The organism is Thermodesulfobacteriota bacterium, from assembly GCA_040758155.1.
In the GTDB taxonomy this organism is placed as follows: Bacteria; Desulfobacterota; Deferrimicrobia; order Deferrimicrobiales; family Deferrimicrobiaceae; genus UBA2219.
The window spans coordinates 1-16,739 of the sequence record JBFLWB010000015.1 but is presented as its reverse complement, the minus strand read 5'-3'; the positions used below and the strand labels follow the sequence as shown (position 1 = coordinate 16,739).

At 67.7% G+C, this 16,739-nt stretch carries 17 protein-coding genes; all 17 read left to right on the top strand.

Annotated elements, in window-relative coordinates:
- Nucleotide 1: 1 nt before the first annotated feature.
- Nucleotides 2-766: an ATP-binding cassette domain-containing protein gene (locus tag AB1346_01160; protein MEW6719037.1), complete on the top strand. Its 765-nt coding sequence runs from the start codon at nt 2-4 to the stop codon at nt 764-766.
- 19 nt (nt 767-785) lie between these two features.
- Nucleotides 786-1,247, top strand: coding sequence for an outer membrane lipid asymmetry maintenance protein MlaD (mlaD, locus tag AB1346_01155; GenBank protein MEW6719036.1), 462 nt, complete (start codon nt 786-788; stop codon nt 1,245-1,247).
- Nucleotides 1,244-1,855, top strand: coding sequence for an ABC transporter substrate-binding protein (locus tag AB1346_01150; GenBank protein MEW6719035.1), 612 nt, complete (start codon nt 1,244-1,246; stop codon nt 1,853-1,855). The genes mlaD and AB1346_01150 overlap by 4 nt, the downstream gene beginning before the upstream one ends.
- Entirely contained in the window at nt 1,855-2,820 is a 966-nt protein-coding gene (locus AB1346_01145; protein MEW6719034.1) for a ChaN family lipoprotein, read from the top strand. Before AB1346_01150 ends, AB1346_01145 begins: the two co-directional genes overlap by 1 nt.
- 48 nt (nt 2,821-2,868) lie before the next feature.
- Nucleotides 2,869-3,207 carry a phage holin family protein gene (locus AB1346_01140; protein ID MEW6719033.1) on the top strand — a complete coding sequence of 113 codons (339 nt, stop codon included), beginning with the start codon at nt 2,869-2,871 and terminating at the stop codon, nt 3,205-3,207.
- Nucleotides 3,204-4,604, top strand: coding sequence for an MBL fold metallo-hydrolase (locus AB1346_01135; protein ID MEW6719032.1), 1,401 nt, complete (start codon nt 3,204-3,206; stop codon nt 4,602-4,604). Before AB1346_01140 ends, AB1346_01135 begins: the two co-directional genes overlap by 4 nt.
- Nucleotides 4,601-5,437 carry an SCO family protein gene (locus tag AB1346_01130; GenBank protein ID MEW6719031.1) on the top strand — a complete coding sequence of 279 codons (837 nt, stop codon included), beginning with the start codon at nt 4,601-4,603 and terminating at the stop codon, nt 5,435-5,437. Before AB1346_01135 ends, AB1346_01130 begins: the two co-directional genes overlap by 4 nt.
- Entirely contained in the window at nt 5,437-6,381 is a 945-nt protein-coding gene (gene coxB / locus AB1346_01125; protein ID MEW6719030.1) for a cytochrome c oxidase subunit II, read from the top strand. Before AB1346_01130 ends, coxB begins: the two co-directional genes overlap by 1 nt.
- 7 nt (nt 6,382-6,388) lie before the next feature.
- The gene (gene ctaD / locus AB1346_01120) at nt 6,389-8,008 is read left to right on the top strand and encodes a cytochrome c oxidase subunit I (GenBank protein MEW6719029.1); all 1,620 of its coding nucleotides are present in this window, start codon (nt 6,389-6,391) and stop codon (nt 8,006-8,008) included.
- Nucleotides 8,005-8,592, top strand: a complete 588-nt coding sequence (locus AB1346_01115) for a cytochrome c oxidase subunit 3 family protein (protein ID MEW6719028.1) — start codon at nt 8,005-8,007, stop codon at nt 8,590-8,592. The genes ctaD and AB1346_01115 overlap by 4 nt, the downstream gene beginning before the upstream one ends.
- 8 nt (nt 8,593-8,600) lie before the next feature.
- Entirely contained in the window at nt 8,601-8,879 is a 279-nt protein-coding gene (locus AB1346_01110; GenBank protein ID MEW6719027.1) for a cytochrome C oxidase subunit IV family protein, read from the top strand.
- Between the two features lie 67 nt (nt 8,880-8,946).
- On the top strand, nt 8,947-9,822 hold the full coding sequence (locus AB1346_01105; protein ID MEW6719026.1) for a COX15/CtaA family protein: 876 nt from the start codon (nt 8,947-8,949) through the stop codon (nt 9,820-9,822).
- A complete protein-coding gene (gene cyoE, locus AB1346_01100; protein ID MEW6719025.1) occupies nt 9,750-10,673 on the top strand; it encodes a heme o synthase in 924 nt (307 codons plus the stop codon). Before AB1346_01105 ends, cyoE begins: the two co-directional genes overlap by 73 nt.
- A gap of 7 nt (nt 10,674-10,680) precedes the next feature.
- The gene (locus AB1346_01095; GenBank protein ID MEW6719024.1) at nt 10,681-11,592 is read left to right on the top strand and encodes a PfkB family carbohydrate kinase; all 912 of its coding nucleotides are present in this window, start codon (nt 10,681-10,683) and stop codon (nt 11,590-11,592) included.
- A 2-nt stretch (nt 11,593-11,594) separates the two neighbouring features.
- Nucleotides 11,595-13,976, top strand: coding sequence for an ATP-dependent Clp protease ATP-binding subunit (locus AB1346_01090; GenBank protein ID MEW6719023.1), 2,382 nt, complete (start codon nt 11,595-11,597; stop codon nt 13,974-13,976).
- Nucleotides 13,977-14,012: 36 nt separating this feature from the next.
- On the top strand, nt 14,013-14,519 hold the full coding sequence (locus AB1346_01085) for a BCAM0308 family protein (GenBank protein MEW6719022.1): 507 nt from the start codon (nt 14,013-14,015) through the stop codon (nt 14,517-14,519).
- Between the two features lie 93 nt (nt 14,520-14,612).
- Nucleotides 14,613-16,739 (top strand): ATP-binding protein (locus AB1346_01080; GenBank protein ID MEW6719021.1); only part of this gene is annotated, 2,127 nt, incomplete at its 3' end.

Here is a 16,739-nt window from a genome sequence, read left to right as displayed (position 1 = left end):
CATGGAATCGACGGATCCGATCCTGCGGCTTTCCGGCGTGGAGACGACGCTCGAGGGGCGGAAGGTGCTCGACGGGGTCGACCTCGACATCCCGCGAGGGCGGATCACGGCGATCATCGGGCTTTCCGGCGCGGGGAAAAGCGTGCTGCTGAAGCACATGATCGGCCTGATGAAGCCGGGCCGGGGGCGGATCACGGTCGACGGCGCCGACATCAACCGGCTCCCGAAGAGGAAGCTCTACGAGATCCGGCGGCGGTTCGGGATGCTGTTCCAGTCGGGGGCGCTGTTCGATTCGCTGAACGTGTACGACAACGTGGCCTTCCCGCTGCGCGAGAAGACGGAGCTCGGCGAGGAAGCGATCCGGGAGAAGGTCGTGGGGATCCTGCGGACCGTGGGGCTGGAGAACGCGCAGGGGAAGTATCCCTCCGAGCTCTCGGGCGGGATGGTCCGCCGCGTCGCGCTGGCGCGCGCCGTGGTCATGTCCCCGGAGATCATCCTGCTGGACGAGCCCACGACGGGGCTGGACCCCATCATACGGACCTCCATCCTCAACCTGATCTGGACGACGCACGAGAAGTTCCGGTTCACGATGGTGATGGTCAGCCACGACATTCCGGACATCTTCCGGTATTGCCATCACGTCGTCGTGGTGAACGGGGGGAAGATCATCGAGGTGGGCCCCCCGGAACAGATACGCGATACGATCAACCCGTTCGTGCACCAGCTGCTCGACGGGGACCTTTCCGGTCCCCTGCATCTGGCGTGAGCGGGGAGGGAGCGCGCGGATGAAGCGTCTGAACGTGGATTTGGCGGTCGGGCTTTTCCTCATCACGGGGATCGCCTGCCTGGCGTGGCTTTCCATCAAGCTCGGGAAGGTCGAGGTCTCCGCGGCGGACCGGATCCGCGTGTCGGCGGAGTTCGCCTCGGTGGAGGGGCTGAAGTCCGGGGCGGGGGTGGAGATCGCCGGGGTCGAGATCGGCAAGATCGATTTCATCGAGATCCGTGACTACAAGGCGCTGGTCGGGATGTCGATCCGGAAGGACGTCCCTCTGCAGGAGGACGCGATCGCGTCGGTGCGGACCCGCGGACTGATCGGCGACAAGTACATCCGGATCTCCCCCGGGGCCTCGGACCGCCTGATCCCCGACGGGGGGAAGATCCGGGAGACGGAGTCGCCGGTGGACCTGGAGAAGATGATCGGGCAGGTCATCCACGGGAGGGCCGAGGACGGCGGAGGCGGGAAATGAGAAGGAACGGGACGGCCGCTTCCTGTCTGCTGCTCTGCCTGCTCCTCTTCCTTCCCGCCGCCGCGTCCGGCGGCGAGCCCACCGAGGCGATCCGCGGGGCGATCGACCGCGGGGTGGCGATCGTCACGCGCCCCGACCTCCAGGGCGACGCGAAGAAGGCCGAGCGGCGCGCCCTGCTCCGGAAGGAGCTTTTCCCCCATTTCAACTTCGACGAGATGTCGCGGCGCTCCCTCGGGGTGAACTGGAAGAACCGTACCCCCGAGGAGCGGCAGGAGTTCATCGCCGTGTTCAAGGAGCTTCTGGAGAACTCCTACGCGGGGAAGATCGAGGGGTACAGGGGCGAGAAGATCGTCTACGGGAAGGAGGCGCTGGACCTCCCGTACGCCGAGGTCCGGACGAAGATCGTCGACGCGCGGGGGGAGGAGTTCGCCGTGAACTACCGCGTCCTGAAGGACGGGAGCGGCTGGCGCGTCTACGACATCGTGATCGAGGGAGTGAGCCTCGTCAACAACTACCGTTCCCAGTTTACCGATCTGCTCGCCAAATATTCCTTCGCGGAGATGATGGAGCGGCTCCGGAAAACCGCGCGGAGCGCGGGGAAGGGCTGATGCGTTCGGCCGGCGGGTCGATGCTGCCGCCGCTCGCGCTGGCGCTCCTCCTCGCCGGCTGCGCCGCGGCCCGCCCCGCCCCGGAGGGAAGCCGCGAGAATCCCTATCCGCCGCCCGGGCCGCCGAAGGCCTGGGAGATCCGCCACGTCCCCACGGGGCTGGAGGTCTCCTTCGAAGGGATGATGGAGATGCTGTCCGGCGCCCGCCTGGTGTGCATCGGGGAGACGCACGACAACCGGAACGACCGCCGGGCGGAGCTCGACGTGATCCGCGCCCTCCACCGCCGCTTCCCCGGCAAGGTCGCCGTCGGAATGGAGATGTTCCGCGAGCCGCAGCAGGAGGTCCTCGACCGCTGGACGCGGGGGGAGCTGACGGAGGCGGAGTTCCTGGAAGCGCTGAAATGGCGCGACGCGGGGAGCTTCGATCCGCGGCCGTACATGGAGGTCCTCCGGTTCGCCCGGGACGAGCGCATCGACCTGGTAGCGCTCAATCCCTCGAAAGAGCTGCAGGAAGCGTTCCGCCGCCCGGAGGGCGGGGGCGGCCCGGAACAGGCGCGGCCCGGGCTTCCGGAGATCGGCGAAACCGATCCGTGGCAGCGGGCGGTCCTCCGCGGGATCTTCGTCGGCCACGCGGGCAGCGGCGAGGAGGCCTTCGAGGCGTTCCTGCGCGTACAGATTCTCTGGGAGGAGACGATGGCGGAGCGGGCCGTCGCCTGGCTGAAGGGGCCCCCGGGCGAAGGGAAGCGGATGGTGGCGATCACCGGCGGGATGCACGCCAGGTACGGATTCGGCCTTCCGAAGAAGGTGGTCCGGCGGATGCCGCTGGCGTACGCGGTCGTCCTCACGGAAGAGATCAGCACTCCGGAGCAGAAGAAGGGGCGGACGATGAAGACCGAGATCCCGGAGGTCCCGCTCCTCCCGGCGGACTTCGTGTGGCACGTGCCGTTCGAGGCGACCGCCGAGTGAAAGCGGGTTATACTTTCCATTGACTATCCCGGACCCATGGAGGGGACCGTGCCGTTCCTGATCCGGTTGTTGGCGAACGCCGTCGCGATGGTCGTTGTCGGCTACCTGCTGCCGGGCCTCATCCGGGTCGACGGCGTTGCGGCCGCGCTGGTCGCCGCGTTCGTCCTCGGGCTGGTGAACGCCGTGGTCCGGCCCGTCTTCGTCGTCCTCACCCTCCCGATCACCGTGGTCACCCTCGGGCTCTTCCTCCTGGTGATCAACGGGCTGCTGCTTCTCCTGGTGGACGCGATCGTCCCCGGGATCCACGTGAACGGCTTCCCCGGCGCCGTGGCCGGCTCCATCCTCCTCTCCGTCATCTCCTGGGTCCTGACGAGGACGGTTCCTTGAGCGCGACCGTGACGTTCCTCGGCGGGGCGCGGGAAGTCACGGGATCCTGCATCCTCGTCCAGGCGGGGGAAAGCCGCTTCCTGGTGGATTGCGGCATGTTCCAGGGCGGGAGCGAGAGCGACCGGAAGAACGCCCGGAAGTTCCCGGTCGCCCCCTCTTCGATCGACTTCGTGCTGTGCACCCACGCGCACATCGACCACACGGGGCTGATCCCCAAGCTGGTCAAGGACGGCTTCCGCGGCCCCGTGCACTGCACCGAGGCGACCGCGGACCTGTTGAACATCATGCTTCCCGATTCCGGCCACATCCAGGAGCGCGACGCGGAGTGGGAGACCCGGAAGCGGCAGCGCGGCGGGAAGCGGAAGGTGGCCCCGCTCTACACGGAGGACGATGCCCGCGCCGCCGCGGCCCATTTGCGCCCCGTCGCCTACGGGACCCGCATCGAGCCCGGGCCGGGGATCTCGGCGACTTTCCTCGACGCGGGCCATATCCTCGGCTCGGCGATCGTCGTCGTCACGGTGCGGGGCGACGGGCGGGAGCGGCGGCTGGTCTTCAGCGGCGACCTGGGACACAAGGGGCTGCCCATCGTGCGCGATCCCTCGCCGGTCGACCGGGCCGACCTCGTCGTCATGGAGTCGACGTACGGCAACCGCGTCCACAAGGGGATGAAGGAGTCGATGGACGAATTCGTCCACGCCGTCAACGACACCCTGCGGAGGAAGGGGGGGAACGTGATCGTCCCCGCGTTCGCCGTGGGGCGCGCTCAGGACATTCTCTACGTCCTTGCCGACCTCACCCGGAAGGGGCGCCTGGAGGGGATCACCGTCTACGTGGATTCCCCCCTGGCGATCGACGCGACGCGGATCACCATGAGCAACCACAAGGTCTTCGACGAGGAGACGAAGGACCTCAAGCAATGGTGGCTCGCCAACCGCGACGCGCTCAAGGTGATCCTCGTGAAGGACGCGCAGGAATCGATGGCGCTGAACTCGCTCCGGGGGGGCGGGATCATCATGGCCGGCAGCGGGATGTGCAACGCGGGCAGAATCAAGCATCACCTCAAGCACAACCTCTGGCGGAAGGAATGCAGCGTGGTGTTCGTCGGGTTCCAGGCGCAGGGGACCCTCGGCCGCAGGATCGTCGACGGCGCGAAGCGGGTGAAGGTGCTGGGAGAGGATATCGCGGTGGCCGCGGACGTCTACACGATCGGCGGGCTGTCCGCCCACGCGGACCGGGAGGACCTTTTGGCCTGGGCCGGCCGCTTCGAGTCGCAGCCGGGGAAGGTGCTGGTGACCCACGGGGAGGAATCGGTCTCCCTCGAATTCGCGCAGACGTTGCGCAACCGGCTGGGATGGGACCCCGTCGTTCCCCACCCCGGGGAACCGATCGTCGTGTGACCGCCGTGCGCCGCGCCGCCGCGCTGTTCACGCTTCTCGCGCTCCTCGCCCTCCCCGCCTTCCGGGCGGCCGCGCATGAAGCGCAGGACGAGGGGCTGGCGGGAGTGGGCGTCGACGAGCGCCTCGGGGCCCGGGTCCCGATGGAGCTGCCCTTGATCGATCTCTCGGGGAAGACGGTCCGGCTGGGCGACTACCTCCGCGGGGGGCCCGCGATCCTGACGCTGAACTACTACACGTGCCCCATGCTCTGCCCCCTGACGTTCCGGTCCTACGCCGCGACCATGGACCAGGTGAAGGGGCTGTCCGTCTCGAAGGATTACCGGATCGTCACCGTGAGCATCAACCCGGAGGAGGAGCCGCGGAACGCCCGGGCGCGGGCGGACGAGACGCACTCCTTCCTGAAGGGGCTCGCGGACGCGGACGACCGCTGGCTGTTCCTGAGGGGATCGCCGGAATCCATCCGGCGGCTGACGGAATCCGTCGGCTTCCGCTATAAGAAGGTTGGCGTCGAATACGCGCACGCGACCGTCGCGATCGTCCTGACTCCCGACGGTGCCGTATCCCGCTACCTGTACGGGATCGAGATCCCGCCGCTGGACCTGAAGCTCGCCCTCATCGAGGCGGCGGGCGGGAAGATCGGCGCTTCCACCGCCGCGAACGCGATCCTGATGTTCTGCTACCAGTACGACCCGGCGGGGAGGAAATACGCCCTGGTCGCGAGGAACATCATGAAGGCCGCGGGGGCGGCCACGCTGCTCCTGCTCGCGGCGCTGTTCCTGTATCTCCGGATCCGTCCCGGGCGGAGGGCGCCGGGCCGGGAGGCGGGGGAGTGATGGCGGAAGGGCTCGCATTCGGGGCGGCTTCGGAGCAGGCCGCGCGGGTCGACGGCGTGTTCGTGATGATCGCCGTCATCGGCGGCTTCTTCTTTTTCCTCACCCAGGGGCTGCTCATCTGGTTCGCCGTGAAGTACCGGCGCCGCCGGCCGGACCGGGACAACGAGACGCCGCAGATCACGGGGAACCACCTCCTCGAGTTCTTCTGGGTCCTCATCCCGTCGATCGTGGTGGTCGCCATCTTCTACTACGGCTGGAGGGTGTATGCCGACCTCTCCGGCCCCCCGGAAGCGGCGACGGAGGTCCACGTCAACGGCCGCCAGTGGCTGTACGAGGTGCGGTACCCGGACGGCCGGACCGCGGTCAACGAGATCCGCGTGCCCGCCGGGAAGACGGTGAAGTTCCTCCTCTCCGCCTCCGACGTCATCCACGGCTTCTCCCTGCCGGATTTCCGGGTGAAGATGGACATGATCCCGGGGCGGATCACGACGCTGACTCTGCACCCGGAGCGCCCGGGGCGCTTCCAGATCTACTGCACGGTCTACTGCGGCACGCAGCACTCCAACATGCTCGCGGAGCTGATCGTGATGGCGCCGGAGGAATACGCGCGGTGGGAGGCGGGGGAGCGCGAAGGGCCGGCGGGGGCGGTCGAGCCGCCGGCGGCGCGCGGAGAGCGGCTCGCGAAATCCGCGGGCTGCCTGAACTGCCACGCCGTCGAAGGCCCGGCGAAGATCGGCCCGAACCTCAAAGGGCTGTTCGGCTCGAAGCGGCCGCTGGAGGGCGCGGCCGAAGCCGTCGCCGACGAGGAGTACCTGAGGGAATCGATCGTGGACCCGGGCGCGAAGATCGCGAGGGGATACCCGAACGTGATGCCGACCTTCAAGACCACCCTGACCCCGGAGGACGTCTCCGCGCTGGTGGAATGGCTGAAAAAGCTGAAATGAGGGCGCCGTGGAAAATGACCGCGTGACGGAAAGCGGCGGGGACGAGAGCGGGTACCTGGCGGAGCGCGGCTGGCGCTCGTGGGCGTTCACGCTCGACCACAAGCGGATCGGCGTGATGTACCTCCTCACGACCATCGTGTTCTTCCTGCTGGGGGGGCTCTTCGCCATGCTGCTGCGGCTGGAGCTTCTGACGCCGCAGACGAAGTATTTCAGCGCCCACGCCTACAACGTGTTCTTCACCCTCCACGGGGCGATGATGATCTTCCTCTTCATCATCCCCGCCATCCCCTCGGGGCTGGGCAATTTCTTCATCCCGCTGCACATCGGGGCGCGGGACGTGGCGTTCCCCCGGCTGAACCTCGCAAGCTACTGGGTCTTCGTCGCCGGCTTCCTCGTCGTCCTCGCCTCCCTCGTGGCCCCGATGGACACGGGGTGGACTTTCTACACTCCGTACTCGGCGAAGACGGGGGCCGCGGTGGCGACCCTCTCCTTCGGGATCTTCCTCATCGGGATGTCCTCCATCCTGACCGGGCTGAACTTCATCGTCACCGTCCACAAGCTGCGCGCTCCCGGGATGACGTGGCACCGGATGCCGCTGTTCGTCTGGGGGATGTACGCCACCAGCATCATCCAGGTCGTCGCCACCCCCGTGGTCGGGGTGACGTTCCTGCTGCTGGCCATGGAGCGGCTCCTCGGGATGGCCTTCTTCGACCCGGCCAAGGGGGGGGACCCGGTCCTGTTCCAGCACTTCTTCTGGTTCTATTCCCACCCGGTGGTCTACGTGATGATCCTCCCCGCGATGGGGATCGTCTCCGAGGTGATCCCGGTCTTCTCGCGGAAGCCGATCTTCGGGTACAAGGCCATCGCGTACTCCTCGCTGGCGATCGCCTTCATCGGCTTCCTGGTGTGGGGGCACCACATGTTCACCTCGGCGATGTCGCCGCTGGCCAACGCGATCTTCTCGTTCCTGACCTTCTTCGTGGCCGTGCCCACCGCGGTGAAGGTGTTCAACTGGATCGCCACGCTCTACAGGGGGTCCATCACCTTCGAGTCCCCCATGCTGTATGCGCTCACTTTCATCTTCCTGTTCATCATCGGCGGGCTCACGGGGCCGTTCCTGGCCGCGCTGAGCACCAACGTCCAGCTCCACGATACCTACTTCGTCGTGGCGCACTTCCACTACACGATGATGGGCGGAACCGTCATGGGGTTCTTCGCGGGGCTCCACTACTGGTTCCCGAAGATGACGGGCCGGATGCCGGGCGAGAAGCTGGCGCGCGCCGCCTGGGCGCTGATCTTCGTCGGCTTCAACGTCACCTTCTTCACGATGTTCATCGTCGGCGTCCGCGGGATGCCGCGCCGCTACGCGGAGTACCTCCCGAAATTCCACCAGGAGAACGTGATCGCCACGATCGGCTCCTTCCTGCTGGCGGCCGGGGTCCTGCTGCTGTTCTGGAACCTCTGGCATTCGCTGCGAAAGGGCGCCCGCGCCTCCGGAAACCCCTGGCGGGCGCTGTCGCTCGAGTGGCGGACCCCCTCGCCCCCCGCGACGGAGAACTTCCACGAGATCCCGGAGGTGACCGACTGGCCTTACGGGTACGGGAAGCCGAAAAGGACGCCCGCGTGAGCGCCCCGCACGCGGCTCACGGCGGTCCGGCCGGGTTCGAGACGGCCAAGCTGGGCGTCTGGACCTTCCTCGCCACCGAGGTGCTCCTCTTCGGGGCGCTCTTCACCGCGTACGCGGTCTACCGCGCGGAGTATCCCGCGCTGTTCCACGCGGAGCACCTGAAGCTCGACCGCATCCTCGGCCTGGCCAACACGATCGTCCTCATCACGAGCAGCCTGACGGTGGTCCTCGGCGTCGACGCTATCCGGAAGGGGAAGGTCCGCCTGCTGCGGGGCTGCTACGGTGCGACGATCCTGCTGGGCGCGGTCTTCCTCTGCGTGAAGTACGTCGAGTGGACCGCGGAGTTCCGCCACGGGGCCTATCCGGGTACCAACATCTTCTTTTCCCTGTACTTTGCACTGACGGGGCTGCACGGGATCCACGTGCTCCTCGGCATGGGGGTTCTGGCATACGTCGTCGTTCTCGCGGGCAGGGGGCGGCTCTCGGAGAGCTACACCACGCCGGCGGAGATGTCGGGGCTGTACTGGCACTTCGTCGATCTGGTGTGGATCTACCTGTTCCCCCTCCTGTACCTGATCGGGTGAGGCGAAAGATGAGAACCGGGGATACGGGCGCCCGCCGGAGATACATCGGGGTCTACGCCGCGCTGTTGGCGCTGACGGTCGTTACCGTCCTGGTGTCATACGTGAACCTGGGGATAATGAACGCCGTCGTCGCGCTGCTCATCGCGTCGGTGAAGGCGTCGCTGGTGGCGCTGTTCTTCATGCATCTGAAGGGGGAGAGCCGGCTGGTGTGGGGGTTCGCCCTCGTCCCCATCCTGTTCCTGGTCCTTATCATCTTGGGGACGTTGTCCGACACGCTGTTGCGCTGACCGCCCGGGGCAGGGATAATCGGGGGAATACTCTGAGAAATTCGGGCTGAAGGCAGGAGGTGCCGCGATGCTCGGCCGTGCGACCGTGGGGGTCCTGTTCCTGGCGCTGGTGTGGGGAAACCTGGTGGCGGGGCTGAAGGCCGGGCTCGCGTGCCCGGACTGGCCGCTGTGCCACGGCAGCATCCTCCCGCCGTGGCGCTGGGACATCTACATGGAGTTCCTCCACCGGGTGATCGCGGGAGCCGGGGCCGCGCTCCTCGCCGCCCTGTCGTTCCGAAGGTACCGGGACTATCGGGGGCCGGCGCGGCTCGTCCCGGCGCTGACGCTGCTCCTCCTGGCGCTGCAGATCGTCATGGGGGGCGCCGTGGTGCTGCTCGAGATTCCGGTGCAGCTCACCACCGTCCACTTCATGGCCGGGATCCTGCTGTTCCTCCTCGCGCTCTACATGGCGCACTTCGACGGCGCGTTCGAGCCGCCCGATTTCTCCTTCCGCGGATCCTCCGCGCTGTTTTTCAGCCTCGCCGCCCTGGTCTATTTCCAGGCGGGCCTCGGCGCCTACGTCCGGCATCTCCAGGCCGGGCGGGCATGCCCCGATTTCCCGAGATGCCTCGGGGAATGGATCCCTTCCTTCACCGGCGCGGGCGTCCTGGCGCACTACTCCCATCGCCTGGCGGGCGTCATGATCCTGCTGACGGCGCTGGCGATCTGCGTCTATTTCCTGAGCGACCCGATCCAGCGGGTGAACCGCGGGCTGGGGGCGACGTTCCTCTTCCTGGTGGCGGCGCAGATCGGCATCGGGTGGATGGTGGTGCTCTCGGAGCTCATGTTCCTGGCCGTCGCGGTGCACCTCGCGACCGCGCTGGGGATCCTGTGGGTCCTCGGCCGCCTCTGGATCGGCGCGATCCGGGCGGAAAGGAATACGCTATCCCTGCCTCCCCTCTGAAGCCGTCCTCGCTCCTGCTGGTCAAGCCCGGCATCGTCGCCGCGGTCGCCCTGACGGGATTCGCGGGGATGGTCCTCGCCCGCCGCGGCTTGCCGGACGCCGCGACGGCCGCCCTCACGCTCGTCTGCCTCCTGGGCGCGGCCGGAGGATCTGCCGCCCTGAACACCGTGCTCGACGAGGAAACGGACGAGCGGATGCCGAGGCTCTCCCGGAGGATCGCGGCGCTCCGGAGCGTCGGCCGCGGTCGAATCGCGGTGTCGGCGGCCGCTGCCGTCGCCGCGTCGCTCGCGCTGGCGGCCTTCGGGATCAACCGGACCGTCTTCCTGCTGCTCGCCCTGGCCGCCGGGGGGTACTCGGTCCTGTACACGATGGTCTGGAAGCGCCGATCCCCCTACGGGACGATCCCCGGCGCGGTTCCCGGGGCGCTCCCGGCGCTGATCGGCTACGCCGCCGTGGAGCCGCGCCTCGGGGCGGACGGATGGATCCTGTTCCTGTTCCTCCTGTTGTGGCAGCCGCCTCATTTCTGGGCGCTGGCGCTGAAATACCGCGAGGAATACCGGGCGGCGGGGGTGCCGGTCCTCCCGGTGGCGTTCGGCGAGCCGTACACGAAGGTGCTCATCTTCCTCTATGCGGCGGCGCTCCCGCCGCTGACCCTTTCCCTCTGGGCGCTGGGGGGGCTTTCCGGCTTCTTCGGGTGGGCGTCGTTCCTGCTCGGGGCGGCATTCCTCGGGATCTATTACGGGGACACGGTGGCCTCCCGCCGCTACGGGCGCGCCTTCGCCGCCTCGATCGGCTACCTCGTGCTCGTGATGCTCGCTTTGCTGGCGGACATCCTCCTGCGTGCGTTATGATGCTCCCATGAGCCTGCTGGTCGTCGGATCGATGGCGTTCGACAGCATCAAGTCGCCGTTCGGGGAGGTGGAGCGGGTCGTCGGCGGGTCGGCCACCTACTTCTCCCTGGCGGCGAGCTACTTCGCCCCCGTCCGCCTGGTCTCCGTCGTCGGGCGCGATTTCCCGAAAGCCACCGTCGAGATGCTCGCCTCCCGCGGGATCGACCTCCAGGGGCTGAAGATCGCGGACGGCGAGACCTTCCACTGGAAAGGGTATTACGAGTACGACCTCAACACCGCCCACACGGTGCGTACCGACCTGAACGTGTTCAAGGATTTCGTCCCCGAGCTGCCGGCGGCCTGGAGGGAGACGCCGTACCTGTTCCTCGGCAACATCGATCCCCGGCTTCAGCTCGACATCCTGGCCCAGGTGCGCAAGCCCAGGATCGTCGCCCTGGACACGATGAACTTCTGGATCGCGAAGAGCCCGCAGCTCCTCCGGGAAGTCATCCGGAACGTCGATATCGTGGTCATCAACGAGGCAGAGGTCCGGCAGCTCACGGACGAGTACAACCTCGTGAAGGCGTCGCGGAAGCTGATGGACATGGGGCCGGGGCGCGTCGTCGTCAAGCGGGGGGAGTACGGCGTCCTGCACGTCTCCGACGGCACGGTCTTCGCGGCGCCGGCGTATCCGCTGGAGACCATCTTCGACCCCACGGGGGCGGGGGACAGCTTCGCGGGCGGATTCATGGGGTACCTTGCGTCCCGCGGGAGCGGCGAGATCGGCGAGATGGATTACCGCCTCGCGACGATGTACGGCAGCGCGATCGCGTCCTTCACCGTGGAGGCGTTCAGCACCGAGCGGCTCCAGGGGCTCTCCAAAGAGGAGATCGGCCGGAGGATTTCCGAGTTCCGGTCCCTCACGGAATTCCGGGTCTGACCATGCCGCAGCTCACGAAAGCCGCAAGAATGGTCTGGGAGATCGGGGCGGCGGAGGCCGCGCGCGGCAGGCACGCGCTGCTGGAGCGGGAGCACCTGCTCATCGGGCTTTGCAGCCTCGGGAAGATCCTCGATTACCTCCGTTTCACCCGGATCGAGACGCTTCCCGTGGACGCCATCCGGGAGGAGGGGGACCGCATCGCGGCCGCGTTCGCCGCCCAGGGCGTCTCGATCGACGCTTTCCGGAGGAGGGTCCGGTCGCGCCTGAGGCCGGGGAACATCGTCCACGCCGAACCCTCGGTCACCCGGAGCCGGGAATGCCTCTGGATCTTCCGGCGGGCGGAAGAATTGGCCGGGGCGGAAGGGGAGGAAGTTACCGCGGGCCACCTCCTTGCGGCGACCGTCGAAGCCGACGGGCCGATCATCTCCGCGGCGCTTGCGGGAGCGGGGATCTCCGCCTCGAAGCTGCTGCGGGACCTGCTCGAAGGGGCGCGGGAGGGGGCGCCTGTACCCGGCGTCCGCCGGGAGCCGGAGGCGGGCGCGGAGACGGGCGCGGACGCGGCCACGGACACCCCCGTGCTCGACCGGTTCGGCCGGGACATCACGCGGGCCGCGCGGGAGGGGCGCCTCCTGCCGTTCGTCGACTCCGACCGGACGCGGAACATCCTGCGGCAGCTCGTGATGGTCCTCATGATGCCCATGAAGAACAACCCGGTGCTGATCGGCGAGGCCGGCGTCGGCAAGACCGCGGTCGTCGAGGCGCTCGCGGAACGGATCGCAACCGGCAGGGACCGGGACCTGCTCCCCGGGCGGCGCCTGGTCGAGCTGACGATGGGCGAGATGGTGGCCGGAACGAAGTACCGCGGGGAGTTCGAGGAGCGGCTGACCAAGCTGATCGACGAGGTCCGGTCCCACCCGGAGGTCATCCTCTTCATCGACGAGTTCCACAACGTGGCCGGCGCGGGACGCGCCGAGGGCGCTCCGATGGACGCCGGGAACATCATGAAGCCCGCGCTGGCCCGGGGGGAGCTGCGGTGCATCGGGGCCACGACGATCTCGGAGTACCGGCGCAGCATCGAGAAGGACCCGGCGCTCGAGCGCCGCTTCCAGGCGATCCAGGTCCCCGAGCCGGGGCGCGACGAGGCGGTCGAGATCCTCGAGGGGATCCGCGCCCACCGGGAGCGGCACTTCGGGGTGACGATCGCGGACGCGACGCTCGATGCCGCCGTCGACCTGGCCGTGCGGTTCGATCCCACGCACTTCCTCCCGGACAAGGCCGTCGACCTGCTCGACCGCGCCTGCGCGGAGTGCCGCGTGCCGATGCTTTCCTTCGCTGCGACGGCGGATTCCGAGCCGTTCGTTCCCGCGGGAGTGGCGACGGTCACGCCGGAGCACGTCGCGCGCGTCGTGTCCTCCAAGCTGGGAGTGCCCCCGGAGGTGGCGACCGGCGGCCTGGGGGGGATCGCCGAGTCGCGGATACGGGGCCTCGAAGGGTTCCTCTCCCGGCGGATCGTCGGGCAGGAGGAGGCGATCGCCCGGGTATGCCGGCGTCTGGTCCTCTCCCACGCGGGGCTCGGCGACCGCCGGCGGCCGCTGGGGATCTTCCTGTTCCTCGGCCCTTCCGGCGTGGGAAAGACCTGGCTCGCCCAGGGGATCGCCGAGTACCTGTTCCCGGGGGAGAACGCCTTCATCCGCATCGACATGTCCGAGTACCAGGACGAGACGAGCATCTCCCGCCTGATCGGGGCGGCCCCGGGGTATGTCGGCCACGAGGAGGGAGGGCAGCTCGTCGACCGCCTCCGGACCACCCCGTACTCCGTTGTCCTGCTCGACGAGGTCGAGAAGGCCGCGCCGCGCGTCTTCGACCTGTTCCTCCAGCTCTTCGACGACGGAAGGATCACCGACGCGCAGGGGCGGACGGCGGACGCGCGCAACGCCGTCTTCATCATGACCGGGAACATCCGCGTCCGGACGGAAGCGGGATTCCACGCCGTCGGCGGGACCGTGGCGGCGGACGCCGCCCTCTCGGAAGCGCGCAGGCGCTTCCGCCCCGAGTTCCTGAACCGGGTGGACGAGCAGGTCGTGTTCCGCGCGCTGTCTCCGGAAGATGTCCGGAAGGTGCTGGCGGCGCAGCTCGAGGACCTGGGCGAGCAGCTTCTCCGGGACCACGGGGTGCGGCTCGTCGTCGAGGAGGACGCCGCATCCTTCCTGGCGTCCGAAGGGTACCGGCCCGAGTACGGCGTGCGCGAGCTGGCGAGGGCGATCGACCGGTGGGTTCGCGGCCCCATCGGAGCGATGAGCGCCGCGGGGGAGCTGGCCCGGAGGGCCGCCGCCTCCGTTCCCGTGACGGTCCGCCGGGTCCCGGAAGGAGTGAAGGTGGAGTAGAGTTTTTGGTGGTATCATGGGCTGGAGGGCCAATCGATGGCAACGACCCGCTACGAGCCCGCCAGCCGGAAAAACGTCGACAGGACATCGGATCCCTACCTGCCCAGGAAGGCAGCCCCTTCGGTGGGCGTCTGCCCCATCTGCCGCGTAATCTCCAAGAAGAAGCGCTGGTACATCGACGAGAAGGAGGCCGCCTCGCTCATGCGCGCCGGCGCCCCGTTGAGGCGATGCCCCGCCTGCTCCAAGATCGCCGACGGGTTCCCCTCCGGGGTGCTGACGCTGCGGGGAAGGTTCCTCAAGACCCACCGGGAGGAGCTCGTGAAGCTCGCGCGCAAGGAGGAGGAGCGGGCCCGCGGAATCAATCCTCTCGAACGGATCATGGAAATCCGTGACGCCGACACCGGCGTCGAGCTGCTGACCACGGACGGCAAACTCGCCCAGCGGATCGGCAGGGAGATCCGGAAGGCGTACCGGGGCGCCATCACTTACAAGTGGGCGGAGGACGCCGACCTCCTCCGGGTCACCTGGACCCGGGAAATGTGATGCCGGAAAGCGGAAATTTGTAAAGTTTTCCTGACGTAGCGCCGATAACGCCTCCCGGATCTCAAATGCGCGGCGGGATGCGGGGGGTAATCGGTGCGGGTCTGGCGCTCGATACTGAACGGAAATTTCCGGGATGCGTGGAAGGAGCTTTCCAAGCGCCCGGATTCGGAGCACGAGCAGGCGCTGATCCGCGTCGTCATCCTCCTCCTGGTTCTTGCCTACCTCCTGGTCTACTGGTTCCTGCTCCGGAAAGGACCGCTCACCGACCATGAAACGCGCATTCTCTACACGGCCTTTATCTATCCCGTCTGCGCCGTCGGCATTTTCCTCCACATTGTGTTCCATCCCGGGATTTCCCCGATTCGCCGCTACATCGGTATCGTGGGGGACCTCGGGCTGATGGCCCATGCCATCGCCCTTACCGAGGAGGCGGGCGCCCCGCTGTACGTCATCATGCTATGGGTGATCTTCGGAAACGGGTTCCGGTTCGGCAGGAAGTATCTCCTCGTCGCCGCCCTCGTCGGAACCGCCGGCTTCGGCCTGGCGATCTCGGTCAATCCCTTCTGGTATGAGCGGCCGACGCTGGGGATCGGCCTGCTGATGGGTATCCTGACGCTTTCGATGTACATTTCGGTCCTGCTGAAGAAGCTGACGGCCGCGGGGCAGCGCGCCGAGGAGGCGAACCGGGCGAAGAACAGGTTCCTCGCGAACATGAGTCACGAGATGCGAACCCCGCTGAACGGGATCATCGGCCTGATCGACCTGTTGAAGGGGACGCCGCTTTCGTCGGAACAGGAGGTGCTTGCGAAAACGGCGGACGCCTCGGCGCGGACCCTGCTGCACCTGATGCAGGACATCCTGGACCTTTCCAAGATCGAGGCCGGCAGGGTCCAGGTGCAGGTGACCGATTTCGACCTGCACGAACTGGCGAAGAACGCCATGGCCATCATCGAGCCCCAGGCTCGGAGCAAGGAACTCGGAATGTACCTCCACGTGGACCCGAAGGCGCCTTTCCTCCTGAGAGGAGACCCGCTCCTGCTGCGACAGGTCCTGCTCAACCTTCTGGGGAACGCCGTGAAGTTCACGGAACGCGGAGAGGTCGGGACCCGGATCCTCCTCGAAAGGGAGTCCCCTTCGAGCGCCACGGTCCGGTTCGAGGTCGTCGACACCGGGATCGGAATCCCGCTTTCCGCACAGCAGCGGATCTTCGACCGATTCGCCCAAGCGGACGAGTCGATCACCCGGAAATTCGGCGGTACGGGTCTCGGCACGACGATCTCCAAGGAGATCGTAGAGATGATGGGGGGGCGGATCGGCCTCACGAGCGCCCCCGGACAGGGGTCCACCTTCTGGTTCGTCGTCGAGTTCGAGAAGCGGGCCGCGGAATCCGGCGAGCCGGCGGCGAAGGCGCTTGCGGAGCGGCGGGCACTGGTCCTCTCCGGCCCCCCGGAGTCTGCGGAATCGATCCGCGGGATGCTTGCGACGTGGGGAGTCCGCTCCGTCCTGGTGGACCGGGCGGCGCAGGCGTTCGCGCACATGGTAACGGCCGCGGACGGGGGAGTCCCCTTCGACTTCGTTCTGGTCGTCGGGGGCGGCCTCGACATGGACGTCCTCGCCTTTGCCCGCGCCGTGCGGTCGGACCCCACGATCCGCCAGACGAGCCTGATCCTGGTCTCCGGGAACGGGGAAAGCCCGGAGGCGATGGTGAAGTGCGGCTACACCTCCTGCCTCGCGGCGCCGCCGGACAAGGCGCTGCTGTTCAATGCCATTCATCTGTCCAATCCTGAAGCCGGCGACGGCCTCTCGGTGGCCAGCCTTGCGGACCGGTACCGGCAGCGAAACGCGGGGGGGCGGAAGCTCCGTGTCCTGGTCGCGGAGGACAATCTCACGAACCAGATGGTCATCGCGAAGATCCTGGAGCGGGCGGGCCACGAGGTGACGCTTGTCGGCGACGGGGAGAAGGCGCTCGACGCCCTGAACTCCCGGACGTTCGACATCACCCTCATGGACCTCCACATGCCGGTCATGGGCGGAGTCGAGGCGGCGAAGCTCTACCGGTTCATGGAGCGGAGAACCCCCAGGATGCCTATCGTGGCCCTGACGGCCGACGTTACGCGGGAGGCGCAGGCGGAGTGCTCGGAAGCGGGGATGGAGGCGTGCCTCACCAAGCCGATCGACACCGGCAGGCTTTTCGAGCTGTTCGAGGCATTGCTTCCAGGG

What these genes read in the sequence shown, in the direction of transcription:
- AB1346_01160 (MEW6719037.1), top strand. Translation starts at nt 2, where the DNA reads ATGGAATCGACGGATCCGATCCTGCGGCTTTCCGGCGTGGAGACGACG.
- mlaD (MEW6719036.1), top strand. Translation starts at nt 786, where the DNA reads ATGAAGCGTCTGAACGTGGATTTGGCGGTCGGGCTTTTCCTCATCACG.
- AB1346_01150 (MEW6719035.1), top strand. Translation starts at nt 1,244, where the DNA reads ATGAGAAGGAACGGGACGGCCGCTTCCTGTCTGCTGCTCTGCCTGCTC.
- AB1346_01145 (MEW6719034.1), top strand. Translation starts at nt 1,855, where the DNA reads ATGCGTTCGGCCGGCGGGTCGATGCTGCCGCCGCTCGCGCTGGCGCTC.
- coxB (MEW6719030.1), top strand. Translation starts at nt 5,437, where the DNA reads ATGGCGGAAGGGCTCGCATTCGGGGCGGCTTCGGAGCAGGCCGCGCGG.
- AB1346_01110 (MEW6719027.1), top strand. Translation starts at nt 8,601, where the DNA reads ATGAGAACCGGGGATACGGGCGCCCGCCGGAGATACATCGGGGTCTAC.
- AB1346_01105 (MEW6719026.1), top strand. Translation starts at nt 8,947, where the DNA reads ATGCTCGGCCGTGCGACCGTGGGGGTCCTGTTCCTGGCGCTGGTGTGG.
- AB1346_01095 (MEW6719024.1), top strand. Translation starts at nt 10,681, where the DNA reads ATGAGCCTGCTGGTCGTCGGATCGATGGCGTTCGACAGCATCAAGTCG.
- AB1346_01090 (MEW6719023.1), top strand. Translation starts at nt 11,595, where the DNA reads ATGCCGCAGCTCACGAAAGCCGCAAGAATGGTCTGGGAGATCGGGGCG.
- AB1346_01085 (MEW6719022.1), top strand. Translation starts at nt 14,013, where the DNA reads ATGGCAACGACCCGCTACGAGCCCGCCAGCCGGAAAAACGTCGACAGG.